At 66.5% G+C, this 21,290-nt stretch carries 26 protein-coding genes; 10 read left to right on the forward strand and 16 right to left on the reverse strand.

Annotation, left to right across the window (positions count from 1 at the left end; genetic code table 11):
- Window positions 1–16 precede the first annotated feature (16 nt).
- Entirely contained in the window at window positions 17–451 is a 435-nt protein-coding gene (locus ACFXP9_RS09910) for a hypothetical protein (protein WP_397208262.1), read from the forward strand.
- On the opposite strand, the gene ACFXP9_RS09915 is transcribed toward ACFXP9_RS09910, so the two are convergent.
- A complete protein-coding gene (locus ACFXP9_RS09915; protein WP_397208264.1) occupies window positions 378–1,094 on the reverse strand; it encodes a GNAT family N-acetyltransferase in 717 nt (238 codons plus the stop codon). The genes ACFXP9_RS09910 and ACFXP9_RS09915 overlap by 74 nt on opposite strands.
- Here ACFXP9_RS09915 and ACFXP9_RS09920 point away from each other — a divergent pair.
- Together ACFXP9_RS09920 and ACFXP9_RS09925 are read left to right on the forward strand one after the other, a co-directional pair.
- Window positions 1,093–1,926 carry an AzlC family ABC transporter permease gene (locus ACFXP9_RS09920; RefSeq protein WP_397208266.1) on the forward strand — a complete coding sequence of 278 codons (834 nt, stop codon included), beginning with the start codon at window positions 1,093–1,095 and terminating at the stop codon, window positions 1,924–1,926. The two genes, ACFXP9_RS09915 and ACFXP9_RS09920, sit on opposite strands and share 2 nt — an antisense overlap.
- Complete coding sequence (locus tag ACFXP9_RS09925) at window positions 1,923–2,255, forward strand: AzlD domain-containing protein (RefSeq protein ID WP_397208268.1); 333 nt, start codon at window positions 1,923–1,925, stop codon at window positions 2,253–2,255. Before ACFXP9_RS09920 ends, ACFXP9_RS09925 begins: the two co-directional genes overlap by 4 nt.
- On the opposite strand, the gene ACFXP9_RS09930 is transcribed toward ACFXP9_RS09925, so the two are convergent.
- The 4 genes from ACFXP9_RS09930 to ACFXP9_RS09945 form a co-directional block, all read right to left on the reverse strand.
- Window positions 2,256–2,909: a hypothetical protein gene (locus tag ACFXP9_RS09930; RefSeq protein WP_397208270.1), complete on the reverse strand. Its 654-nt coding sequence runs from the start codon at window positions 2,907–2,909 to the stop codon at window positions 2,256–2,258.
- Between the two features lie 12 nt (window positions 2,910–2,921).
- Window positions 2,922–3,077 (reverse strand): aa3-type cytochrome c oxidase subunit IV, encoded by a 156-nt coding sequence (locus ACFXP9_RS09935; protein WP_397208272.1) that lies wholly within the window; start codon window positions 3,075–3,077, stop codon window positions 2,922–2,924.
- 91 nt (window positions 3,078–3,168) lie between these two features.
- Window positions 3,169–4,242 carry an MBL fold metallo-hydrolase gene (locus ACFXP9_RS09940; RefSeq protein ID WP_397208274.1) on the reverse strand — a complete coding sequence of 358 codons (1,074 nt, stop codon included), beginning with the start codon at window positions 4,240–4,242 and terminating at the stop codon, window positions 3,169–3,171.
- Window positions 4,239–5,936, reverse strand: coding sequence for an acyl-CoA dehydrogenase (locus tag ACFXP9_RS09945; RefSeq protein ID WP_397208276.1), 1,698 nt, complete (start codon window positions 5,934–5,936; stop codon window positions 4,239–4,241). The genes ACFXP9_RS09940 and ACFXP9_RS09945 overlap by 4 nt, the downstream gene beginning before the upstream one ends.
- A gap of 147 nt (window positions 5,937–6,083) precedes the next feature.
- Here ACFXP9_RS09945 and ACFXP9_RS09950 point away from each other — a divergent pair, with 147 nt between their 5' ends.
- Complete coding sequence (locus ACFXP9_RS09950) at window positions 6,084–7,118, forward strand: L-threonylcarbamoyladenylate synthase (protein WP_397208278.1); 1,035 nt, start codon at window positions 6,084–6,086, stop codon at window positions 7,116–7,118.
- Between the two features lie 87 nt (window positions 7,119–7,205).
- On the opposite strand, the gene ACFXP9_RS09955 is transcribed toward ACFXP9_RS09950, so the two are convergent.
- A complete protein-coding gene (locus tag ACFXP9_RS09955) occupies window positions 7,206–7,781 on the reverse strand; it encodes a YqgE/AlgH family protein (protein WP_397208280.1) in 576 nt (191 codons plus the stop codon).
- Window positions 7,782–7,897: 116 nt separating this feature from the next.
- Here ACFXP9_RS09955 and ACFXP9_RS09960 point away from each other — a divergent pair, with 116 nt between their 5' ends.
- Window positions 7,898–8,668, forward strand: coding sequence for a protein-disulfide reductase DsbD domain-containing protein (locus ACFXP9_RS09960; protein ID WP_397208282.1), 771 nt, complete (start codon window positions 7,898–7,900; stop codon window positions 8,666–8,668).
- A 6-nt stretch (window positions 8,669–8,674) separates the two neighbouring features.
- Here ACFXP9_RS09960 and ACFXP9_RS09965 read toward each other — a convergent pair whose 3' ends face one another.
- On the reverse strand, window positions 8,675–9,499 hold the full coding sequence (locus ACFXP9_RS09965; protein WP_397210179.1) for a uracil-DNA glycosylase family protein: 825 nt from the start codon (window positions 9,497–9,499) through the stop codon (window positions 8,675–8,677).
- Between the two features lie 83 nt (window positions 9,500–9,582).
- On the opposite strand from ACFXP9_RS09965, the gene ACFXP9_RS09970 reads away from it, so the two are divergent.
- From ACFXP9_RS09970 to plsY, 5 genes are read left to right on the forward strand one after another with little or no spacing between them, the layout of a single operon-like run.
- Window positions 9,583–10,548, forward strand: a complete 966-nt coding sequence (locus ACFXP9_RS09970) for an aspartate carbamoyltransferase catalytic subunit (RefSeq protein ID WP_397208476.1) — start codon at window positions 9,583–9,585, stop codon at window positions 10,546–10,548.
- Window positions 10,541–10,987 (forward strand): hypothetical protein, encoded by a 447-nt coding sequence (locus ACFXP9_RS09975; RefSeq protein ID WP_397208286.1) that lies wholly within the window; start codon window positions 10,541–10,543, stop codon window positions 10,985–10,987. Before ACFXP9_RS09970 ends, ACFXP9_RS09975 begins: the two co-directional genes overlap by 8 nt.
- Window positions 10,984–11,532, forward strand: coding sequence for a hypothetical protein (locus tag ACFXP9_RS09980; protein WP_397208288.1), 549 nt, complete (start codon window positions 10,984–10,986; stop codon window positions 11,530–11,532). The genes ACFXP9_RS09975 and ACFXP9_RS09980 overlap by 4 nt, the downstream gene beginning before the upstream one ends.
- Window positions 11,529–12,803 carry a dihydroorotase gene (gene pyrC / locus ACFXP9_RS09985; protein ID WP_397208290.1) on the forward strand — a complete coding sequence of 425 codons (1,275 nt, stop codon included), beginning with the start codon at window positions 11,529–11,531 and terminating at the stop codon, window positions 12,801–12,803. The genes ACFXP9_RS09980 and pyrC overlap by 4 nt, the downstream gene beginning before the upstream one ends.
- The gene (gene plsY / locus ACFXP9_RS09990; protein ID WP_397208292.1) at window positions 12,796–13,401 is read left to right on the forward strand and encodes a glycerol-3-phosphate 1-O-acyltransferase PlsY; all 606 of its coding nucleotides are present in this window, start codon (window positions 12,796–12,798) and stop codon (window positions 13,399–13,401) included. Before pyrC ends, plsY begins: the two co-directional genes overlap by 8 nt.
- A gap of 25 nt (window positions 13,402–13,426) precedes the next feature.
- Here the strand turns inward: plsY and ACFXP9_RS09995 are convergent, their stop codons facing one another.
- The 9 genes from ACFXP9_RS09995 to ACFXP9_RS10035 all read right to left on the reverse strand — a co-directional run bounded on the left by ACFXP9_RS09995 (window position 13,427) and on the right by ACFXP9_RS10035 (window position 20,995).
- A complete protein-coding gene (locus tag ACFXP9_RS09995) occupies window positions 13,427–13,675 on the reverse strand; it encodes a hypothetical protein (RefSeq protein WP_397208294.1) in 249 nt (82 codons plus the stop codon).
- A 217-nt stretch (window positions 13,676–13,892) separates the two neighbouring features.
- Window positions 13,893–15,263 (reverse strand): glutamate--cysteine ligase, encoded by a 1,371-nt coding sequence (locus ACFXP9_RS10000; RefSeq protein ID WP_397208296.1) that lies wholly within the window; start codon window positions 15,261–15,263, stop codon window positions 13,893–13,895.
- Between the two features lie 96 nt (window positions 15,264–15,359).
- Window positions 15,360–15,794, reverse strand: coding sequence for a molybdenum cofactor biosynthesis protein MoaE (locus ACFXP9_RS10005; protein WP_397208298.1), 435 nt, complete (start codon window positions 15,792–15,794; stop codon window positions 15,360–15,362).
- 1 nt (window position 15,795) lies between these two features.
- Entirely contained in the window at window positions 15,796–16,047 is a 252-nt protein-coding gene (gene moaD / locus ACFXP9_RS10010) for a molybdopterin converting factor subunit 1 (RefSeq protein WP_397208300.1), read from the reverse strand.
- Window positions 16,037–16,666: a CDP-diacylglycerol--glycerol-3-phosphate 3-phosphatidyltransferase gene (gene pgsA / locus ACFXP9_RS10015; RefSeq protein WP_397208301.1), complete on the reverse strand. Its 630-nt coding sequence runs from the start codon at window positions 16,664–16,666 to the stop codon at window positions 16,037–16,039. Before pgsA ends, moaD begins: the two co-directional genes overlap by 11 nt.
- Before the next feature lie 9 nt (window positions 16,667–16,675).
- The gene (locus tag ACFXP9_RS10020; protein WP_397208303.1) at window positions 16,676–17,074 is read right to left on the reverse strand and encodes a VOC family protein; all 399 of its coding nucleotides are present in this window, start codon (window positions 17,072–17,074) and stop codon (window positions 16,676–16,678) included.
- Between the two features lie 60 nt (window positions 17,075–17,134).
- Window positions 17,135–19,009, reverse strand: a complete 1,875-nt coding sequence (uvrC, locus tag ACFXP9_RS10025; protein ID WP_397208305.1) for an excinuclease ABC subunit UvrC — start codon at window positions 19,007–19,009, stop codon at window positions 17,135–17,137.
- Between the two features lie 304 nt (window positions 19,010–19,313).
- Window positions 19,314–20,084, reverse strand: coding sequence for an SDR family oxidoreductase (locus ACFXP9_RS10030; RefSeq protein ID WP_397208306.1), 771 nt, complete (start codon window positions 20,082–20,084; stop codon window positions 19,314–19,316).
- On the reverse strand, window positions 20,081–20,995 hold the full coding sequence (locus ACFXP9_RS10035) for a calcium/sodium antiporter (protein ID WP_397208307.1): 915 nt from the start codon (window positions 20,993–20,995) through the stop codon (window positions 20,081–20,083). The genes ACFXP9_RS10030 and ACFXP9_RS10035 overlap by 4 nt, the downstream gene beginning before the upstream one ends.
- Window positions 20,996–21,290 lie beyond the last annotated feature (295 nt).

A 21,290-nucleotide genomic window follows, 5' to 3' on the forward strand; every position in this document is an offset into this window, starting at 1 on the left:
TTTTCAAGGAAACATCATGCGCCGTATTCTTGCCACCGCCCTTGCCCTTGTAACCAGCTTTGCCGCGCTGCCAGCCCCGGCGGGCGGTTTTTTGGAAATGGGCATCCCGCCGGGGCTTTATACCTATCGCGGCCAGTGCGCCGACAGCCTGACCGCGACAGGCGGGCTGGGGCCGACCAGTTTTGTGTTCGATGGCCGCAACCTGAATTCAGCCAAAAGCCTGTGCCGCATCCGGCATGTTGACATGATCTCGGCCGGCTTTATCGCGGCGACAACCACCTGCACCGACACCGCCAGTGGGCGGCAAAGCAACGAAACCTATACGCTGCTGCCTGATCAGACCGGAAAGCCGCGCATCCGGCTGGAAGCAATTCACGTCAATGGCGTGCTGACCAGCCACGGCAACCCCGACTGGTTTCACCTGTGCCGCAAGCTGCGTCCGGCCCGTTAACCGCTTGCCGTTCCGCGCCACCGCAATCGCGGCGCAGCACCAGCACACGCCGCCAGCGCAGCCGGCGCCGGGGCGTGAACCCCATGCGCCGATACAGCGCCAGCGCGGCCAGGTTGCCTGCCGCCAGTTCCACCTGAAGGCCGGGGTGGCCGCGCCGTGCGGCCTCGGCCAGTGCGGCGCGCAACAGCGCCTGCGCCACGCCCCGCCTGCGCCATGACGGACAAACGGCCAGCCCATCCACGACCAGATCCGCTGTTGCCGGACCCGCAGGCCACAGCGCCAGCGCCAGCCCCCGCCACAGGCCGCCGCGCCCCCAGATCCGGCGCAGCGCCGCGCCGTCCAGACGCACCGCGCCCCCGCGCGCGTCGCGCAGGCCGCAACAGCCCAGAACCGCGCCATCCGCGCCCTGCGCCACCAGCAACTGACGCGCATCCAGACCACGCCGCACCAGTGCCCGCCCCGCCCGGTCCGAGGCCAGCCGCCCCAGTGCCGGGCGCAGAACATGGCGCCAATACAGCCCGGCCACAACCGCCCGCGCCGCCGCCGCACAGCCCTGCCGCACCCCCCATTGCGGCACCTTGCCGCCATCGGCGGCATCGCTATGGTGGGGCAGTTTCGTGATCACTTGATATCGGATATCCATGACCGCCACCCCTGCCCGTTCCGCCGACCCGCGGCAAGAGCGTCGCGCGCTGCGACAGGCCCGCGCGCTGGCCCGCAGCCCGCGTCAAACCTTTCTGCATGGCGTGACCAGCGCGGCGCCGCTGTTGCTGGTCATCGTGCCCTTCGGGATGCTGTTCGGCGTGGTCGGCACCGAGGCCGGGCTGACCCTGCCCCAGATCCTTGGCTTTACCACGCTGGTGCTGGCCGGGGCGTCGCAATTCACCGCTGTGCAGATGCTGGCCGATAACACGCCGCTGCTGGTGCTGGTGCTGTCAGCGCTGGCGGTGAACCTGCGCATGGCGATGTATTCGGCCTCGATGGTGCCGTGGATCGGCAAGGCCAGCGCGCTGGAAAAAGCCGCTGTGGCCTATACGCTGATCGACCAGAGCTATGCCACCTCAATGCAGTATTATCAGGACAATCCGACGCTGGGGCTGCGTCAGCGGCTGGCCTATTTCGCCGGGACGGCGCTGTGCATGTGCCTGCCCTGGGTTGCCGCCACCATGGCCGGGGCGCTGTTGGGGAAATCCATCCCTGACAGTTTCGCGCTGGATTTCGCGGTGCCGATCACCTTTCTGGCGCTGATCGGGCCAGGGCTGGTGACGCTGGCCCATATCGCGGCGGCGGCGGTGTCGGTCGGGGGCGCGCTGGCGCTGGCGTGGCTGCCCTCAGGGCTGGGGTTGCTGATCGCGGCGCCGCTGGCCATGGCGACGGGGGCACTTGTCGAAACCGCCACCCTGCGCCGGGAATTGAGGCGCGGAAAACTGGCGGGCCAGAAATTGGGGGGCCAAAAATTGGGGAACGGGACATGACGCAATACAACGCGGCGCAGATCTGGCTGGTGATCGTGGCGCTTGGCGCGGGCACCTTTGCCCTGCGCTATTCCTTTCTGGGGGCCATTGGCAACCGGGCGCTGCCGCAATGGGTCCAGCGGGTTCTGCGCTATACCGGCGTGGCGGTGCTGCCCGGACTGGTCGCGCCGCTGGTGCTGTGGCCCGCCGCCACCGCAGGCCAGCCCGACCCGGCGCGGCTTGGCGCGGCGGCGGTCACGCTGGCGGTGGGAATAGCGACGCGCAACACGCTGGCCGCCATCCTGTCGGGGGCGGCCACGCTGTATGGCCTGCTGTATCTGCTTGGCTGATTACTGCGACGGCACCTGATCGGGGCGCTGATAACCGGGCAGATAACCCACCAACTGCCCATGCTGGCGCAACAGCACGTCGTGGTTATTGGCCGGGTCACCGTCATAATGCTTCTTGCTGACGACACCGGGCTGACGCAGGAACCAGTCACGCAGCTTCCTGGGGCTGAAGGTCGAAGGTGCCGCCTCGAACCCCGGCACCCGGCGCAGCACATCGGCGGTGCCATTGGCGCAGAAGCTTTTGTTCACCGACCCGTTCGCCTCGGCTGCGCGAATGGCGGCATCGGCCACCTCGCGGCTGACCAAAATCCGATCCTCGGCCACCCAATAGGTCTGGCGGGCGTGATAATCGACATAGAAATTCTTGAAATTGTCGGTGATGCCATACATCACATCGTGCCGTTCCGGGATGGCAGGGTGGCTCCAGCTGCCGGCGGGGTCGAAAATGACCCGCTGACTGCCATTGATCATCAGCGCGGAATGCGCCCCTTCGCCGCGCGGGATGCCAATCACCGTAAACAGGGTGATCGAAGGCGGCTGGTCGGACACAAAGCGGGCTTTGCGCACCGCCTCGTCCGAGGCATAGATATTGTCAGCACCACAGGCGGCCAGCCCCAGCGTCAGGGCCAGCGCGGTCATCATCGCGCGCAGCATGTTTTCCCCCGGTCAGGCGTTGGACAAGGCCATGAACACCAGCACGGCACAGGACAGAATCGCCGCCCATGTCATGAAGCGCACGAAGCCGTCGAAAGTGCGTTGCTGTTCACGGATGTTCATCTGGCCATGAACATGCGCGTGGGTCTGATCGTGATGCGTGGCCATTGCCGCCCCCGTTGGATGCATTCCTTGACCAAGCCATAGACGAATCGTCGCAGCCTGTCACGCGCTGGTGCCGATCACGGTTTCGTTTCCGTTAACGCGGGGTGCCCTGCCAGATAACGGCGCCCTCGGCGGTCAGTCCGGCGGCGGCGACGCGGCCCTGATGGAACAGGTGGTTGACATGGCCGACGGCCTCGACCAGCGCCAGACCGTATTCCCCATCCCCGATGCGGCGCTTGTACAGCACGTCGAAGCAGGCCGCCGCCGGTCGCGGGTTTTCCGCCAGCGAGGCCGCCAGCCGGTCCAGCGCGGTGACGTGGTTGTCATGCATCTGCCGCAACCGGCCCGGCAGGCCGGTAAAGGGCATGTTGTGGCCCGGCAACACCAGCTGTCCCTCGCGCGCATGGGCCATCAGCCGGGCGCAGCTTTCCATCCATTCACCCACCGGGTCGGCCAGCGGCTCGGTCGGATAAACCCCCAGATTCGGAGAGATCCGCGGCAGCAGCTGGTCGCCGCCAATCACCAGATCGTCAGACTGGTCCCACAGCGTGACATGTTCGGGGGCGTGGCCATTGCCCATCCGCACCACCCAGTCGCGCCCGCCCATGCGCAGGCTCTGGCCCTCGACCAGCCGGCGATAGCCAAGCGGCAGGGCGTGGACCACATCGGCGGCATTGAAAGGACGCTCGGCCATGCGGCGGGCCAGCAGGGCCGGGTCCATCCCGGCCTTGCGCCAGAAATCGACCTGCTGCGGCACCGGCAATGGCTGTTCGTCCAGGCTCAGCATCCGGGCGAACAGCCACGCGGTGCGGCTGGTCCACAGCTCGGCCCCGTGGTCCTGAAACCAGCCCGCCAGACCGATATGATCGGCGTGATGATGCGTGGCGATGACCCGGCTGACACGGCGCCCGGCCAGCGGCCCGTTCAGCAGCGCCTGCCAGATCGCCTTGCCGCGACGACTGGAAAAGCCGGTGTCGATGATGGTCCAGCCGCCGCCCTGCGCGGCATCCTCGGCCAGCGCAAAACAGTTGACGTGATCCAGCTTCATCGGCAGCGGCAGGCGCAGCCACAGCACACCATCGGCCAGTTCGACGGCCTCGCCCTCGGCGGGCGGGGCCTCGAACGGGTGCAGAACCCCGGCGAAGCCCCCGCCGGTCACGCGGGTCACGCCGACGCGCCGGTTCCGAACACCGAATCAGGCAGCGCTTTCAGGTCGTCGCCGCCGGCCCGCATCTCGGCCAGATCGCTGGCATAGCGCGGCAGGACGCGGGTAATGTAGATCCGCGCCAACAGCTTGTGATCCGCGCCGCCCTGTTGTGCGGCCCGCAGGTGATAGCTGGCCCCCAGCACCCGAGCGAAAGCCGACAGGAACGGCACGGCACCGGCAAAGCGGTCGTCCATGTCCCGCTCGACCAGATCGGACAGCGCCTCGCGCAGGGTTTCGGCGGCGTTCCAGACCTCATGCGCCAGATCGCCCAGTTCGGCCTGCGCCGTTTTCGCGCCGTCCAGAACCTCGTCCAGCAGCCGGGTCGCGGCCTCGCCGCCATCCATCATCTTGCGGCCCACAAGGTCCATGGCCTGAATACCGTTCGTGCCCTCGTAAATCGGGGTGATGCGGACATCGCGCAGATATTGCGCCGCGCCGGTTTCCTCGACAAAACCCATGCCGCCATGGACCTGAACCCCCATATCGGCCACGCGGCAGCCGACATCGGTGCCATGCGCCTTGGCGATCGGGGTCAGCAGGGCGGCGCGGGCGGTCCAATCGGCGTCGCCGGTGGCCTTGGCCATATCCAGCGCCACCGCGCAGGCCAGACAGATGGCGCGGGCGGCAAAGACCTCGGCCCGGCCGGTGGCCAGCATCCGGCGCACATCGGGGTGGCCAATGATCGGCCCCATCTGGTCGCGATCCGCGGCATAGGCCGCCGCCTGCTGCAATGCGGCCTCGGCCACGCCGACGCCCTGAATGCCAACGGCCAGACGGGCGTTGTTCATCATCGTGAACATCGCCGCCATGCCCTTGTTTTCCGCGCCGACCAGCCAGCCCTTGGCGGCCTCATAGCTCATCACGCAGGTGGGGCTGCCGTGAATGCCCAGCTTGTGTTCCAGACTGACCACGCGCAGGCTGTTGGCCTGACCGGGATTGCCATCGTCATCAGGCAAATATTTCGGCACCATGAACAGGCTGATGCCCCTTGTCCCCCTGGGGGCACCGGGCAGCCGGGCCAGCACCAGATGGCTGACATTGCTGGTCACGTCGCTGTCGCCCCAGGTGATGTAAATCTTCTGCCCGGTGATGCGATAGGTGCCGTCGCCCGCATCCTCGGCCCTGGTGGTCAGCGCGCCGACATCGCTGCCCGCGCCGGGTTCGGTCAGGTTCATCGTCCCCGACCATTCGCCGCTGGTCAGCTTGGGAATATACAGCGCCTTCATCCAGTCATCGGCGTGGTGTTCCAGCGCCTCGATCTGGCCCTGCGTCAGCAGCGGGTTCAGTTGCAGCGACAGGTTGGCACCGGCCATCATCTCGGCCACGGCCATGTTCAGCGCCTGCGGCAGGCCCATGCCGCCATATTCCGGGTCGGCGGCCAGCCCGACCCAGCCACCCTCGGCGATGGCGGCAAAGCCTTTGTCGAAACCGGGCGAGGAAACCAGCACGCCGTTTTCCAGCCGCGCCGGGGTAAGGTCGCCATTGCGGTTCAGCGGGGCCAGAACCTCGGTCGTCATTTTGCCGGCCTCGTTCAGGATGGCATCGACAGTGTCCGGGCTGGCCTCGGCGAACAGGTCGGTTGCGGCCACGCGCGGCAGATCGACAACCTTGTTCAAAATGAAGCGGATTTGATCCACAGGAGCACGATAGGCCATTTCTTCCCCCATTCGACGACCGCGCCGGTCATCCTGATGTGCCGCGCTTGGCTTTGGCCGCCAAGCTGGCTATCTGACGATATTGCGGAACAGATTACCCATCCCGCCCCCTCGGGCAACCGCGACCCCGCGTCAGAGGACAGACCCGTGACCCAGATCCTGCCCGCCACCAGTCAGGGCATCGCCCAAGCCGCCAGCCTTCTGCGCGAGGGGGCGCTGGTCGCCATCCCTACCGAGACTGTTTACGGCCTTGCGGCAGATGCGCGCAATCCCCATGCCGTCGCCGGCATTTTCGAGGCCAAGGACCGCCCCAGCTTTAACCCGCTGATCGTGCATGTGCCCGACCTGACGGCAGCCGAGGCCATCGCCGTTTTTCCCGCCCCGGCGGAGGCGCTGGCAACGCAGCTGTGGCCGGGGCCGCTGACGCTGGTGCTGCCGCTGCGGCCCGATGCGGGGATCAGCGATCTGGTGACGGCAGGCGGCGACACCATCGCCATCCGCATCCCCGCCCATCCGGTCGCGCAACAGCTGTTGCGCGCCGCGGCGATCCCGCTGGCGGCGCCATCGGCCAATCGTTCGGGCCGGATCAGCCCCAGCCGGGCGGCGCATGTCACCGACCCCGATGGCGGGCTGGATGGCCGCATCGCCGCGGTTCTGGACGGCGGTCCCTGCGAGGTCGGGCTGGAATCGACCATTATCGGCTGGCAGGGGGAAACGGCCCTGCTGCTGCGCCCCGGCGGTCTGGACGCAGAGACCATCGAACATGTCATGCAGCGCCCACTGCTGCGGCCCCGGATCAGCATTGCCGCGCAAGCCCCGGACGACAGCACCGGGCAGACCACCGCCAACAGCCGGAAAACCCATAAGGACAGCCCGTCAGGCACCGCCACCCCCACCGCGCCGGGGCAGTTGACCAGCCACTATGCCCCCAAGGCGCCGCTGCGCATCAATGCGCAGACGGCTCGCCCCGGCGAAACCTTCATCGCCTTCGGTCCCGCCGGTGCTGACGGCCTGACCCTGTCGGCCAGCCGTGATCTGCGGCAGGCTGCCGCCGCGCTGTTCGAAACGCTGCGCCGCGCCGACCGTCTTGGCCGCCCGATCGCAATAGCCCCGATCCCCGAACAGGGGCTTGGCCTTGCCATCAACGACCGGCTGCGCCGCGCCGCCGCGCCACGCGATTAGCATCTGCATCACCGACCCTTTCCCAACCCGATTCGTCTGTCGGGAACAGGTCTGGCACGAAAACTTTAAGATCGGCTTAACAGCGCCTCAGGCCCGGCCTGCCGTGGATGACAACATTGCCGGGTCGATCCCCAGCCCACGCAGAGCGCGCGCCCATTTCGCGCCGTGATCGGCGTCGAAAATCAGCGACAGGTCCAACGGCGCCGACATCCAGCCATTGGCCAGAAATTCGGTTTCAAGCTGACCCGCGCCCCAGCCCGCATATCCCAGCGCCAACAGCGCCGGGGACGGGCCATCGCCCTGCGCCATCTGCGCCAGCACGTCGCGCGTCACCGTCAGCATCAGCCCCGGCGCGACCCGGCTGCTGCCCTCGGGCAGGTCGGTATCGCCCGGATCGTCGCGATGCAGCACAAAGCCGCGCCCCGGCTCTACCGGGCCGCCGAACTGGACCGGGACGGCGGCCAGATCGGGGCCGTGGTCGATCCCCAGCTGATCCAGCAGTTCGGCAAAACCCAGCCGGGGCATGGGGCGATTGACGATCAGGCCCATCGCGCCCTCGGGGGAATGGGCGCAGATCAGCACCAGAGATTGCGCGAAACGGGGATCGGACATGCCCGGCATGGCGATCAGGATGCGGCCTGTCAGGTGTTGGCTTTCGGTCATCTGCTGCCCTTTCGCACGCTGCGGTTGCCACAGAATCGCCCGGCGCAGCGGGATTCACAAGCGTCCTTGCGGGAATGTGACTTTGCCGGGGGCGGCGGTCGGGGTAAACGATATTCATGAAACGGATTTTGACCCTTCTGGCCCTTGCCGCCCCGCTGGCCCTTGCCGCCGCGCCCACGCTGGCGCAGGACCTGCCCCCCGGCCTGCGCGCGGCGGAATTGCGCCCCGGTTGGGTGGATGCCGATGGCAGCCGCGTCGTTGCCCTGCACCTGACGCTGGAACCGGGGTGGAAAACCTATTGGAAATCGCCCGGCGATGCCGGGATTCCGCCGCAATTCGACTGGTCCGGGGCGGTGACGGCTGACTATCTGTGGCCCCGCCCCGAGGTGATCGACAGCGGCGGCGAACGCACCTTTGGTTATCACGACGAACTGGTGCTGCCGGTGCGGTTGCAGATGGCCGACCCGCATCAGCCGGTGTCGCTGACGGTCGATTTCGGCCTGTGCGAGGATGTCTGCGTGCCCGCCCACAGCGTGTTGCAGGCCCCGGCGGCGCAGACCGCGCCCGACCCGCTGATACAGGCGGCGCTGGCGCGTCAGCCCGATGACAGCCACGCCCGGATGACCTGCCGGGTCGAGCCGATCAGCGATGGCCTGCGCGTCACCGCCAGCCTGCCTGCGGGTCTGGCGGCACAGGCGGCGGCGATCACGATGGACGACGACTCGGTCTGGGTCTCGGCCGCAGATCTGGACCAACAGGGCGATATGGCCATTGCCAGCGCCGATCTGGTCGATGCCAGCGGCGCACCCTTCGCGCTGGACGGCAGCAAACTGGCGCTGACGCTGCTGGCGCCCGATGGCGCGGTGCAGGCGAAGGGCTGTGACTGACGGCCCTCAGACGCGGGGCAAATCCAGCCTGTCGGCCAGTGACAACAGATCCGCCCAGGCCTCGCGCTTGGCGGCGGGGTTGCGCAGCAGATAGGCCGGGTGTGTCATCGGCAGGGCGGGCTTGCCGAACGCCTGCATCCACTGACCCCGCAGGCGCAGTATCCCGGCGCGGCCAAGCGCGGCCTGACAGGGGGTATTGCCCATCAGCACGATCACATCAGGGTCGGCCAGTTCGATATGCCGGCGCAAAAACGGCAGTGACACCGCGATTTCCTGCGGCGTCGGGCGGCGGTTGCCGGGCGGACGCCATGTCAGCACATTGACGATATAGGCGGCGCGTTCAGCATCCGCCGCATCGCGGGCAAGGCCGATGGCGGCCAGCATCTTGTCCAGCAACTGCCCGGCGCGGCCAACGAAGGGCTTGCCCTGACGGTCCTCTTCCTCGCCGGGGGCCTCGCCCAGAATCAACAGCCGGGCCTGCGGTCGCCCGTCCGAGAAGACGAAATGCCGCGCGCCCTTTTTCAGTTCGATCCCGTCAAAGCCTTCCTGCGCCGCCGCCAGATCGGCCAGCGACCCCGTCTGTGCCGCCAGGGCCGTGGCCAGATCGACCAGCGCCTGCTGGTCGGGGGCGTCGTCATCGCCGGGTGACAGCGGCGGGCTGGCGGCGGCGGGCGGTGCGGCGGCAGGCGCGGGTCTGGCCGCGGCCTCGAACCGGTCAAGGGGGGCGTCAAGGATCGCCTCGTCAGCGCCCATCTCGCGCTGCCAGTCCAGCAGCGCCAGCGCCGTTTCGCCATCCAGCGCGAATCCCTGCCATGTCAGATCGCCAGCCATGACACCGGCTTAGGCCCACAGCGCGCTTGCCGCAAGCGCCCGGTTTTGCGATAGACAGTCACGCTGACCGATTGGGGGATATGATGACTTTCCGCGCCCGTCACCTGCTGGGGATCGAACATCTTGCCCCGGCTGAAATCACCACCCTGCTGGACCTTGCCGAAACCTATGTCGACCTGAACCGGCGCACGGTCAAGCATTCCGACGCGCTGGCCGGGATGACCCAGATCAACATGTTCTTCGAAAATTCGACCCGCACCCAGTCCAGCTTTGAACTGGCGGGCAAGCGGCTGGGGGCGGATGTGATGAATATGTCGATGCAGACCAGTTCCGTCAAAAAGGGCGAAACGCTGATCGACACCGCGCTGACGCTGAACGCCATGCACCCCGATCTGCTGGTCGTGCGCCACCCCCAGTCAGGGGCGGTCAACCTGTTGGCAGAAAAGGTGAATTGCGCGGTTCTGAACGCCGGCGACGGACGGCACGAACACCCCACGCAGGCGCTGCTGGACGCGCTGACCATCCGCCGCGCCAAGGGCCGGTTACAGCGCCTGACCGTGGCGATCTGTGGCGATATCGCGCATTCCCGCGTGGCGCGGTCGAACCTGTTTTTGCTGGGAAAAATGGAAAACCGCCTGCGGCTGGTCGGGCCGTCGACGCTGATGCCCTCGGGCGTGGGGGAACTGGGCTGCGAGGTTTATGAGGACATGCGCGAGGGGCTGCGTGACGCCGATGTGGTGATGATGCTGCGGCTTCAGCGCGAACGCATGGATGGCGGTTTCATCCCGTCCGAGCGTGAATATTTCCACCGCTGGGGGCTGGATGCCGAAAAGCTGGCGCTGGCCAGACCTGATGCGATCGTGATGCATCCCGGCCCGATGAATCGCGGGGTCGAAATTGACGGCACCATTGCCGATGACATCAACCGCAGCGTCATTCAGGATCAGGTCGAAATGGGCGTCGCCGTGCGCATGGCGGCGATGGACCTGCTGGCGCGCAACCTGCGGGCGGAACGCGGCGCACGCGCGGCGGGCGGCGGGCATGTCTGACCCGGCCCCCGCCTATCGCGACCGCCAGACCGCCCCCGTCGCCCCCGAGGGCGAGCACGTTCTGGCCAGCTTTGCCCCCGACCGGGCGCGCTATGTCCGCGATCACCTGACGCTGGCGGCGATTGGCGGCGTGGTGGTGGTGGCGGTGCTGCTGGCGCTTGGCAAAAGCGACCAGTTATGGGCGGGGATCGTGGGCGTTCTGGCGGCGCTGACCCTGCGCGGGGCGTGGCTTTACCCCGACGTGATGGCGATGCGCTGGCTGCTGACCGACCGCGCGCTGATCGGGCCGGGGCAGGCACGATTCGAGCTGTCCCGCATCACCCGGCTGCGGGCGCTTTTGGGCGATGTTCAGGTCACCACGGCGGGCGGGCGCAAGACGCTGATCAAGCATCTGGCCGATCCGCAGGCCGTCATCGCCCGGATCGAGGGCGCGCAATGACACAGGCCCCCGGCTGGACCGGCATATTCGAGGATGGCGAGGCAATCCTGTGGCAGGGTCGCCCCGGCGGGCGCCCGCGCCTGACCCTGCCGGCGCTGAAACGCGCCGTGCCGGGGGTCATGCTGACGCTGTTCGCGCTGGTCTGGGTCGGGGCGGCGATGGGGGCGCCGGGGCTGTTCTGGCTGTTCGGCCTGCCATTTCTGGCGGCGGGGCTGTGGCAGATGCTGCGCCCGGTTCTGGAACCGGCGCTGTCAGCCCGGTTCAGCCACTATACCCTGACCGACCGCCGCGCCTTCATTGCCCGCGACCTGCCGCTGGTCGGGCGCGACCTGCACAGCTGGCGCATCACCCCGGACAACCGGATCGACCTGATCGGCGGCGATGACGGTGCCGCCGGGACGGTGCTGTTCGCTGACTGTCGCCTCGGCGGCCATGCCATTCCCGGACCGGGCGGGGTCGGGCGTGTGGGCTTCACAGATATCGACGATGCGCGCAAAGTCTGGGAACTGATGCGCGACATCCAGCAAAAGGACCGGCTGACATGATGCTGCATTTCGAAAACGTCCGGCTGATCGACCCCGAAAGCGGTCGCGACGACAGCGGCAGCCTGACCATTGCCGAGGGCCTGATCGCGGAACGCGACGGCCCCTCCCCACAAGGCGCGCAGGTCATCGACGGTGGCGGGGCCTGTCTGGCACCGGGGATCGTGGACTGGGGCGTCAAGATCGGTGAACCCGGTGAACGCCACAAGGAATCTTATCGCAGCGCCGGGCTGGCGGCGGCGGCGGGCGGCGTGACCACGATGATCGTGCGCCCCGACACCGTGCCGCCGCTGGACGACCCCGAAACGCTGCAATTCGCCGCCCGCCGCGCCAGCGACGCGCCGGTGCGTATCCGCCATATGTCCGCGCTGACCAAGGCCCGCGGCGGCAGCGAAATGGTCGAGATCGGCTTTCTGCACGATGCCGGTGCCGTGGCCTTTACCGATGGCGTGCGGGTGGTGGCCGATAACAAGCTGATGGGCCGCTGCATGACCTATGCCCGCGGGGTCGGAGCGCTGATCGTGGGCCACCCCCAGGACCCCGCCCTGTCGCGCGGCGCCGCGGCCACCAGTGGCAAATTCGCCAGCCTTTATGGCATACCCGCCGTGTCCCCCATGGCCGAGGTGATGGGTCTGGACCGCGACCTTGCGCTGGTGGCGATGACCGGCGCGCGCTATCACGCCGACCAGATCACCGTCGCGGCCAGCCTGCCCGCCCTGCGGCGCGCGCGGGCGGATGGGCTGGATGTGACGGCGGGGATTTCCATCCACCATCTGACGCTGAACGAATTTGACATCGGCGATTACCGCACCTTCTTCCGCTTTACCCCGCCGCTGCGCCCCGAGGACGACCGGCTGGCCATGGTGCAGGCCGTGGCGGATGGTGAAATCGACGTGATCGCCTCGTTCCACACCCCGCAGGACGAGGAATCCAAGCGCCTGCCCTTCGAGGTCGCGGCGCCGGGGGCCGTGGGGCTGCAAACGCTGCTGCCTGCCGCGTTGCGGCTGTATCATCAGGGCGGGCTGACGCTGCCCCAGCTGTTCCGCGCCATGGCGCTGAACCCGGCGCAACGCCTTGGCCTGCCGCAAGGCCGCCTGTCCGAGGGTGCGCCAGCCGATCTGGTCCTGTTCAAACCGGACGCGCCCTTCGTTCTGGACCGTTTCGCATTGCTGTCCAAGTCAAAGAACACGCCGTTCGACGGTGCCAGACTGCAAGGCCGCGTTCAGGGCACCTGGGTCGGCGGCAAGCGCGTTTATGGGGGCGACGATGCCTGATTTCACCACTGCACCCCTGCTGCTGATGATGTGGGGGGCCGTCGGCTATCTGCTGGGGTCGGCCCCCTTCGGTCTGGTCATCACGCGGCTGTTTGGCCTTGGCGACCTGCGCCAGATCGGGTCGGGCAATATCGGCGCAACCAATGTGCTGCGCACCGGAAACAAACCGGCCGCGCTGGCAACGCTGCTGCTGGATTCAGGCAAAGGCGCCATCGCGGTGCTGCTGGCCCGCGCGCTGGCCGGCGAGGATGCCGCAATTCTGGCCGGGGCCGCCGCCTTTCTGGGGCATTGCTTCCCGGTCTGGCTGGGGTTCCGGGGCGGCAAGGGCGTGGCGACCTTTCTGGGCACGCTGATCGCCCTGCACTGGCCGCTGGGGCTGGCCGCCTGCGCGATCTGGCTGGTAACGGCGCTGCTGTCGCGCATCAGTTCGCTGTCGGCGCTGGTGGCGGCGGTGCTGTCGGCGCCGCTGGCATGGGCGATGGGGCGCGGCGACCTGATCGCCGCCTGCGCCTTCATGGCGGCGCTGATCCTGATCCGCCACCGCGCCAATATTGCGCGGCTGGTGGACGGAACGGAACCGCGTATCGGCAAGAAATAACGGCCCCCTAAGGGGCCGTCCGGGGTCATTGGCGCTTCAGCAATTCCTCGACCGCAAGGGCGGTGCGCTTGGTGTTGTTATGGATGCCAACGGCGATGAAAATCATCCCCAGCATCAGGACGGCGTAGGCCACCCCGCCCACCATGACCAACAGACCAGCCAAAAAGCCCTTCTGTGTCATGATGCCAAAACCCGTGGCGATAGCCCCCAGAACCAGAATGCCGCCAAGCACCCATGCCAGAAGATCCAGCGAATTGATTACAATCTGACGCATCTGCGTATCCTTTTGATCAAGCAATATTATCGGTGCCAAAAAGGTGCCTGTCTGGGGGATAGGCGGGAATTAATCAGATCTCAATCATTTGATGGGATGGTGGGGACGAATCAGTTTCAACCCAACGCGAAAGCCCATGCTGCGCCTGTTCACCCTGTTGATAACCCTGCGGTCAGTGCTGTCCCGCCCCACAGGCGTGGCGCGGCGGGTGGCCGGATCAATAGGAATATTCGCTGTAAATCCGGCTCAGATCGCCCTGCCACGCGCCGTGATATTTCGCCAGCAATTCATCGGCAGGCACGCTGCCTGTATCCACGCTTTCTTTCAGCGCATTCAGGAAATGCGTCTCGTCCGGGATCAGCCCATCCGCGCCGGTCCGCGCACGGGCTTTCAGGCCAGCTTCGGCAATGCCGACCACCTGCCGCGCCAGATCGTGCAGGCCAATACCGTTATGGCTGCCCGCCAGCGCATCACGCGCACTGGCCCGGCGCAGCCCTTCGCGCGTGTCGTGGTCCCAGCCCTTGACCAGATCCCATGCCGCATCCAGCGCCCCACTGTCATAGGTCAGCCCGACCCACAGCGCCGGCAGCGCGCAAAGACGCCGCCACGGGCCGCCATCAGCGCCGCGCATCTCGATGTATTTCTTGACGCGCGCCTCGGGGAAAACGGTGGTCATGTGGTCGGCCCAGTCCGACAGGGTCGGCACCTCGCCCGGCAATGCGGGCAGTCTGCCATTCAGAAAGTCGCGGAACGACTGGCCCAAGGCGTTGATATACTGCCCATCGCGATAGACAAAATACATTGGCACATCAAGGACGTAATCAACCCAGGCCTCATAGCCAAAGCCATCCTGAAACACAAAGGGCAGCATCCCGGTGCGGGCGTCGTCAAGGTTCTGCCAGATGTGACTGCGCCAGCTTTTCATGCCGTTGGGCTTGCCATCCAGAAACGGCGAATTGGCAAACAGCGCCGTCGCCACCGGTTGCAGCGCCAAGGCCACGCGCAGCTTTTTGACCATATCGGCCTCGGACGCGAAATCCAGATTCACCTGCACGGTGCAGGTGCGATACATCATCTGCTTGCCCAACGTGCCAACGCTGTCCATGTAATCGGTCATCAGCCGGTAACGCCCCTTGGGCATCATCGGCATTTCCTCCTGACGCCAGACCGGCGCGGCCCCCAGCCCGATAAACCCGGCGCCGATGTCATCGGCAACGCTGCGCACCTCGGCCAGATGCTGGTTCACCTCGTCACAGGTCTGGTGGATCGTCTCAAGCGGGGCGCCCGACAGCTCCAGCTGCCCGCCCGGTTCAAGGCTGATATTGGCGCCATTGCGCTCAAGACCGATCAGCTTGTCGGCCTCATGCACCGGCTGCCAGCCAAAGCGGTCGCGCAGCCCCTCCAGCATCGCCACAATCGACCGCGGTCCGTCATAGGGCAGCGGCTTCAGGTCATCGGTGGTATAGCCGAATTTCTCGTGCTCGGTGCCGATCCGCCAATCCGCAGCCGGCTTTTCACCCGACGCCATATAGGCCGCCAACTGGTCGCGATGCTCGATCGGGCCGCCGCCCTGCTGGGGAATGGACATAGGATCAGCCTTTCATTTCAATCTGCCACAGGTGGCGACAGGGGCCGGTTTCGTCAAGACGCGACAGGGCGGCGCGGGGCAAATGTCGCGCCAAACCTACCAGCGGGCCAGCGCATCCTCGTCGCTGTCGCGGGCATCGACCCAGTTACCCTGCCCGTCTGGCCCGACCTCGCGCTTCCAGAAGGGCGCGCGCGATTTCAGCCAGTCCATCAGGTATTCCGCCCCGGCAAAGGCATCGGCCCGGTGGCGGGCGGCGGTGGCGACCATCATGATCGGCTCGCCCACCGCCAAGCGGCCATGGCGATGCACGATGCGCCAATCCGCCAGGCGGAACCGTTCCGCCGCCGACTGGCCAAAGCGGGCCAGCGCAGTTTCGGTCATGCCGGGGTAATGCTCGATCTCAAGCGCCTGCATCTGGCCGGTATCGTCGCGCACGATGCCGGAAAAGGTGACAATCGCGCCGGCACCCTGCCCGAAGCCCTGCAACTCGGCGGCCAGATCGAAGGGCTGGCTTTGCACCCGCGCAGACATCCTAGCCCCCGGTCATTGGCGGAAAGAACGCGACCTCGCGCACCCCGGACAGGGGCGCGTCCAGATCGGCCAGTTCCTGATCCAGCGCCACGCGCACCGCCCCCATATCCGAAAACGCAGCGGCGTGACGGTCATCGCGGGCGGCAAGCTCGGCCACCAGATCGCGCACTGTGGGGGCGGCGGTTTCGACCTTCTCGGACGGGGCGCCGATACGTTCGCGCATCCAGGCGAAATACAAAACATCAAGCGCCATGGTGATCCCTCAGGAAAGGCAGCGATTTGCGGAAATAGTCCCAGCCGGTCATGGCGGTCAAAAGCGCCGCCACCCAGATCAGCGCCAGCCCGACCCATGTCGCGATGGCCGACCACGTCACCCCCAGCGGCAACCCCCCGGTCCCGACCGTGGGCGGGCGACCGTGTTCGACATAGCCAAGGCCGGTGCCCAGAAACAGCACGGCAATGGCGATCATCTGCGCGGTGGTTTTCCACTTGGCCAGATGCGTCACCTTCAGCTTGCCCGAATCCGGCCCCAGAAACTCGCGCAGGCCCGATACGAACACTTCGCGGAACAGGATCACGGTGGCCGGCAGGATCAGCCACGGGTTCATGCCGGAATAACCGGTGATCACCACGATCGCGATCACCACCATCGCCTTGTCGGCAATCGGGTCCATCGCGGCACCAAAGCGGCTGACCTGATTCCACGCCCGCGCCAGATGGCCGTCAAACCAGTCCGTGATCGCCGCCAGGATAAAGATCGTCAGCGCCGCCCAATCGGCCCATGGCCGGGCGAAATACAGAAACATCACCGGCACCAGCGGTGCGGCGACAAGCCGGAACAGGGTCAGAATATTCGGGACGGTCCATCTCATGCGCGCAGATTAGCCCCCCTGCGCCGGAAGGGAAAGCCGCGATAGCGGGGTTGCGATCTCGATCAGGTTGCCGTCCGGGTCGGTGATATAAACCGACATGACAGGCCCGCAGGCACCGGTCTTGACGACGGGGCCTTGCAGAATATCGACCCCCTCGGCGGTCATCCGGTCCAGCACCTGCTGCGGGGTCCAGCTGGTCAGCAGGCACAGATCGCCACAGCCAATGGCGGCATGGTTGCGGGTTTCCTGCCCCAGCGTTTGCAGGTTGATCTTTTGCGCGCCGACCTGCAGCGCCCGGCGACCGGCGCCGAAATGCACCACCTCAAGCCCCAGCACCCGGCGATAGAAATCGCAGGCCGCGTCAATATCGCGCACCGTCAGAACGACATGATCCAGCGCCTCGATCATCTGACCGCCTGCCCGTTTCCCGCCCTTGCCTGTCCAGCCCGCATCCCTGCGCCCCTTTCCCTAGCCCGCCGTGTGGAAATGGTCGTGAATGCTGCGCGCCAGCGCGTCCGAGATCCCCTCGACCGCCTGCAAATCGGCCAGCCCGGCGCGGCTGACCTCTTTCGCGGACCCGAAATGCGCCAACAGCGCCCGCTTGCGCGCGGCCCCGACGCCGGGGATCTCGTCCAGCGGGTTTTTCATCATGGATTTGGCGCGTTTGGCGCGGTGGGTGCCGATGGCAAAGCGGTGGGCCTCGTCCCGCAGGCGCTGGATGAAATACAGCACCGGGTCGTTCATCCGCAGCGCGAAGGGACGGCGGCCGGGGCGGTGGAATTCCTCTTTGCCGTGGTCACGATCAACGCCCTTGGCCACACCGATAATCGGAATGTCACCGACGCCAAGCTCGGCTATGATCTGGTCCACGGCGCTGACCTGACCGGCACCGCCGTCGATCAGCAACAGGTCCGGCCAGTGCGGGCCTTCGCGGTCGGGGTCCTCTTTCAGCAGGCGCGCGAAGCGGCGCATCAGAACCTCTTTCATCATGCCGAAATCGTCGCCCGGCGTGATTTCCGTGCCCTTGATGTTGAACTTGCGATACTGGCTTTTGACGAACCCCTCGGCCCCGGCGACGATCATGCCGCCCACGGCGCTGGCGCCCTGAATATGGCTGTTGTCGTAAACCTCGATGCGCCGGGGCGGGGCCTCCAGCCCGAACGCCTCGGCCAGGCCGGCCAGCAACCGCGCCTGCGCCGCGCTTTCGGCCATGCGGCGCCCCAGCGATTCGCGGGCGTTGCGCAGGGCGTTTTCGACCATCTCGGCCTTTTCGCCGCGCTGGGGCACGCTGATCTCGACCTTGCGACCGGCGCGGTCGGACAGCAGCGCGGTCATCAGGTCCATATCCTCGATCCCGTGCGACAGCAGCAGCAGCCGCGGCGGCACCTTGCCGTCATAGAACTGGCCCAGAAACGCCTCCATCACCTCGTCGGGCGATTCGGCGCCGTTCAGGCGCGGATAGAAATCGCGGTTCCCCCAGCTTTGATTGCCGCGAATAAAGAACACCTGCACACAGGCCTGCCCCCCTTCCATATGCAGGGCGATGATATCGGCCTCGGGGGTGGATCGCGGGTTGATGGCCTGCACCGACTGGACGGCCGTCAGCGCCTTGATGCGGTCGCGCAGGGCGGCGGCGCGTTCATATTCCATATCCTTGGCGGCCTGCGCCATCTGCGCGGCCAGATCGGCCTGAATACGGGTCGATTTGCCTTGCAGGAACAGTTCGGCATCGGCCACAAGCGCGCCGTAATCGGCGGCCGAGATCTTGCCCACGCAAGGCCCGCTGCATCGCTTGATCTGATACATCAGGCAGGGCCGGGTGCGCGCGGCAAACACTGAATCGGTGCAGTTGCGCAGCAAAAACACCCGCTGAAGCTGGTTCAGGGTGCGGTTCACCGCCGTGCCGCTGGCGAAGGGGCCGTAATAATCGCCCTTTTCGGACTTGGCGCCGCGATGCTTGCGGATCTGCGGGAAATCGTGGTTTTTCGTCACCAGAATATTGGGCAGCGATTTGTCGTCACGCAACAGCACGTTATAGCGCGGCTTCAGCTGCTTGATCAGGTTCTGTTCCAGCAGCAGCGCCTCGGTTTCGGTGCGCGTGGTCAGAAACATCATCGAACAGGTTTCGCGGATCATCCGCGCGATCCGCGCCGAATGCCCGGTGGCGCGGGCATAGTTCGACACCCGCGCCCGCAGGTTGCGCGCCTTGCCGACATACAGCACCGCGCCCTGCCCATCCAGCATTCGGTAAACGCCGGGGCTGTTATCCAGCACTTTCAGATAGTCCTGGATCAGCGCCTGTCCGGTTTTGGCCGCGGCGGTTTTGGGGGCAGAATCGGTCATCGGTTCATACAAAGTGATTCCGGTCGGGGGCTGCAAGCTGTGACACCGGAATGCAAGTGTTAACATACCCCCAGAATCTGTGGATAACTTTGGGGAAGAGCTGTGGCGATAGGGTCAAAGTCCAACAAATCCTAGGGGGCGGCACAGATTGCACATTTTTTAGGCACAAACTCATGTCTTTGATTTTTATATGTTTTTTTATAAACGTTCTGTAAACGACTGAAAAACCGTTCAGAATCGTAACAGTTTTGTTAACGAATCGCGCGGGGTGGACAAGTTGGCGCAGTCAAGACCTGACCAAGGGTCATTCAACCCCGCGCACATCCGGGGTCTGCCAGCCCAGATGCTGACCGCCATCGGTGCAGATCAGCTGTCCGGTGACCGATTTCGCCCCCAGAAGGAAGGTCAGCGCCGCGGTCACGTCATCGGCATCTGCGCCGCGTTGCAGGATGGTCGCCGCGCGCTGGCTGTTGAAATGCTGCTGGCTTTGCCGCGCCCCGCGCAGGGTCGGGCCGGGGCCGATGGCATTGACCCGGATCGCCGGGGCCAGCGCCTGTGCCAGCGTCCGGGTCAGCGCCCACAGCCCGGCCTTGGCCAGCGAATAGGTCATGAATTCGGGCGTCGGCTTCAGCACCCGCTGATCAAGCATATTGACGATCAGCCCCGTGGCCAGCGGCTCGGACGCCAGCCGGTCAGGGGTCAGGCCCTGCGCGGCCATGGCCTGCGCCAGCAGGAATGGTGCCCGCAGGTTCGACCCGATATGCCGGTCCCAGCTGTCGCGGGTGGCGGTGTGGATATTGTCATATTCAAAGATCGAGGCATTGTTGACCAGCACCGTCACCGGTCCCATCGCCGCCGCGACCGCCGGCAACAGCCCGCTTGCCGCCGGTTCGTCCAGCAGATCGGCCTGAAACACCTGCGCCTGCACGCCAAGGGCGCGGGCCTGTGCCGCGACCTGCTGCGCCTCGGGCTGCGAGCGGTCGTAATGGATGGCGACGTCATGGCCCTGCCGCGCCAGTTCCAGCGCCATCGCCCGACCCAGACGCCGCGCCGCGCCTGTCACCAGCGCCGTCATACCAGCACCCACAGATAGGCCGCATAAACCGCGATCATGGCACCCCCCGCCAGACGTCCGATCCGCCAACCCAACCACAGGAACGGGCCAATCGCCAGCGCCGCCGCCAGCATGACCCATAAATCGCGGCTCAGCATCTCGGGCGGGACGGGCAGCGGCCGGATCAGGGCGGTCACGCCAAGGATGGACAGGATGTTGAAGATGTTCGAGCCGACGACATTCCCCAGTGCCAGATCGCCGCGCCCGCGCAGCGCCGCCACGACCGAGGCCACCAGTTCCGGCAGCGATGTCCCCACCGCGACCAGCGTCAGCCCGATCACCGTCTGGCTGACGCCGAAGGCCAGCGCAATGTCGCTGGCGCCGCGCACCAGCATCTGCGCCGCCACCGGCAACAGCACCAGCCCCCCCAGCAGCCAGCCAAGGGTGCGCGGCCAGCCCATGACGCCGACCTCCAGCTGCGCCTCGGCGGTGCCGCTGCGGATCTGCATCGCCACGATGCCTACCAGCGCCGCCAGCATCGCCAGCCCGTGCCACCAGACCAGCACCCCGGCAAACCCCAGCGCCAGCAGCACAAGGCTGGCGCCCATCATCATCACCCAGCTTTGCCGCAAATCCGCGCCGCGCGTCGCCACCCCCGAGATCGCCGCCGTCGCCCCCAGCACCAGCAGGATATTGGCGATATTCGAGCCGACGACATTCCCCAGGGCGATTTCCGGCACCCCGTCCAGCGCCGCAATGACCGACACGATCATCTCGGGGGCCGAGGTGCCAAAGGCGACCACCGTCAGCCCCACCACCAGCGGCGACATGCCAAGGCGCAGCGACAGCGCCGTCGCCCCGCGCACCAGCGCGTCACCGGCCCCGACCAGCAGGACCAGCCCCGCGACAACCAGCGCGATATCAGCGATCATGGCGGGACATCCCCAGCAGACGCGCCATGAAGCGGCGGAATTTCGGCCCCGCGACGATGGCCATCACCACCATGACCAGCAGGAAGACAAGGACGGCGCGGATACTCATGCAGGGCCTTTCGCTTGGGGTTCGCCTGTGCAGATAGGGGCCGCACCCCGCCCCGACAACCCGCGCCGCCCCGGAAAGCCCCGCCGTGCCCCCGCCGTGACCCCCGCCGTGCCATGCCCGCAATGCCGCAACGTCAGGCCCGGCGTTGCATTTCGCGCCCCGCGCGCGCATATAGGCCGCACTGTC

It is taken from the genome of Paracoccus jiaweipingae (assembly GCF_044335505.1).
Lineage (GTDB): Bacteria > Pseudomonadota > Alphaproteobacteria > Rhodobacterales > Rhodobacteraceae > Paracoccus.

Bases quoted from the DNA above. Each gene is read 5' to 3' on its own strand.
- ACFXP9_RS10030 (WP_397208306.1), bottom strand. From the start codon at position 20,084: ATGACGGCGCTGGTGACAGGCGCGGCGCGGCGTCTGGGTCGGGCGATG.
- ACFXP9_RS09960 (WP_397208282.1), top strand. From the start codon at position 7,898: ATGAAACGGATTTTGACCCTTCTGGCCCTTGCCGCCCCGCTGGCCCTT.
- ACFXP9_RS09915 (WP_397208264.1), bottom strand. From the start codon at position 1,094: ATGGATATCCGATATCAAGTGATCACGAAACTGCCCCACCATAGCGAT.
- ACFXP9_RS09970 (WP_397208476.1), top strand. From the start codon at position 9,583: ATGACTTTCCGCGCCCGTCACCTGCTGGGGATCGAACATCTTGCCCCG.
- ACFXP9_RS09930 (WP_397208270.1), bottom strand. From the start codon at position 2,909: ATGCTGCGCGCGATGATGACCGCGCTGGCCCTGACGCTGGGGCTGGCC.
- pyrC (WP_397208290.1), top strand. From the start codon at position 11,529: ATGATGCTGCATTTCGAAAACGTCCGGCTGATCGACCCCGAAAGCGGT.
- ACFXP9_RS09975 (WP_397208286.1), top strand. From the start codon at position 10,541: ATGTCTGACCCGGCCCCCGCCTATCGCGACCGCCAGACCGCCCCCGTC.
- ACFXP9_RS09945 (WP_397208276.1), bottom strand. From the start codon at position 5,936: ATGGCCTATCGTGCTCCTGTGGATCAAATCCGCTTCATTTTGAACAAG.
- ACFXP9_RS10000 (WP_397208296.1), bottom strand. From the start codon at position 15,263: ATGTCCATTCCCCAGCAGGGCGGCGGCCCGATCGAGCATCGCGACCAG.
- uvrC (WP_397208305.1), bottom strand. From the start codon at position 19,009: ATGACCGATTCTGCCCCCAAAACCGCCGCGGCCAAAACCGGACAGGCG.
- ACFXP9_RS09965 (WP_397210179.1), bottom strand. From the start codon at position 9,499: ATGGCTGGCGATCTGACATGGCAGGGATTCGCGCTGGATGGCGAAACG.
- ACFXP9_RS09910 (WP_397208262.1), top strand. From the start codon at position 17: ATGCGCCGTATTCTTGCCACCGCCCTTGCCCTTGTAACCAGCTTTGCC.
- ACFXP9_RS10005 (WP_397208298.1), bottom strand. From the start codon at position 15,794: ATGTCTGCGCGGGTGCAAAGCCAGCCCTTCGATCTGGCCGCCGAGTTG.
- ACFXP9_RS09920 (WP_397208266.1), top strand. From the start codon at position 1,093: ATGACCGCCACCCCTGCCCGTTCCGCCGACCCGCGGCAAGAGCGTCGC.
- ACFXP9_RS09955 (WP_397208280.1), bottom strand. From the start codon at position 7,781: ATGACCGAAAGCCAACACCTGACAGGCCGCATCCTGATCGCCATGCCG.
- moaD (WP_397208300.1), bottom strand. From the start codon at position 16,047: ATGGCGCTTGATGTTTTGTATTTCGCCTGGATGCGCGAACGTATCGGC.
- ACFXP9_RS09995 (WP_397208294.1), bottom strand. From the start codon at position 13,675: ATGCGTCAGATTGTAATCAATTCGCTGGATCTTCTGGCATGGGTGCTT.
- ACFXP9_RS10020 (WP_397208303.1), bottom strand. From the start codon at position 17,074: ATGATCGAGGCGCTGGATCATGTCGTTCTGACGGTGCGCGATATTGAC.
- ACFXP9_RS09925 (WP_397208268.1), top strand. From the start codon at position 1,923: ATGACGCAATACAACGCGGCGCAGATCTGGCTGGTGATCGTGGCGCTT.
- pgsA (WP_397208301.1), bottom strand. From the start codon at position 16,666: ATGAGATGGACCGTCCCGAATATTCTGACCCTGTTCCGGCTTGTCGCC.
- ACFXP9_RS09980 (WP_397208288.1), top strand. From the start codon at position 10,984: ATGACACAGGCCCCCGGCTGGACCGGCATATTCGAGGATGGCGAGGCA.
- plsY (WP_397208292.1), top strand. From the start codon at position 12,796: ATGCCTGATTTCACCACTGCACCCCTGCTGCTGATGATGTGGGGGGCC.
- ACFXP9_RS09935 (WP_397208272.1), bottom strand. From the start codon at position 3,077: ATGGCCACGCATCACGATCAGACCCACGCGCATGTTCATGGCCAGATG.
- ACFXP9_RS10035 (WP_397208307.1), bottom strand. From the start codon at position 20,995: ATGATCGCTGATATCGCGCTGGTTGTCGCGGGGCTGGTCCTGCTGGTC.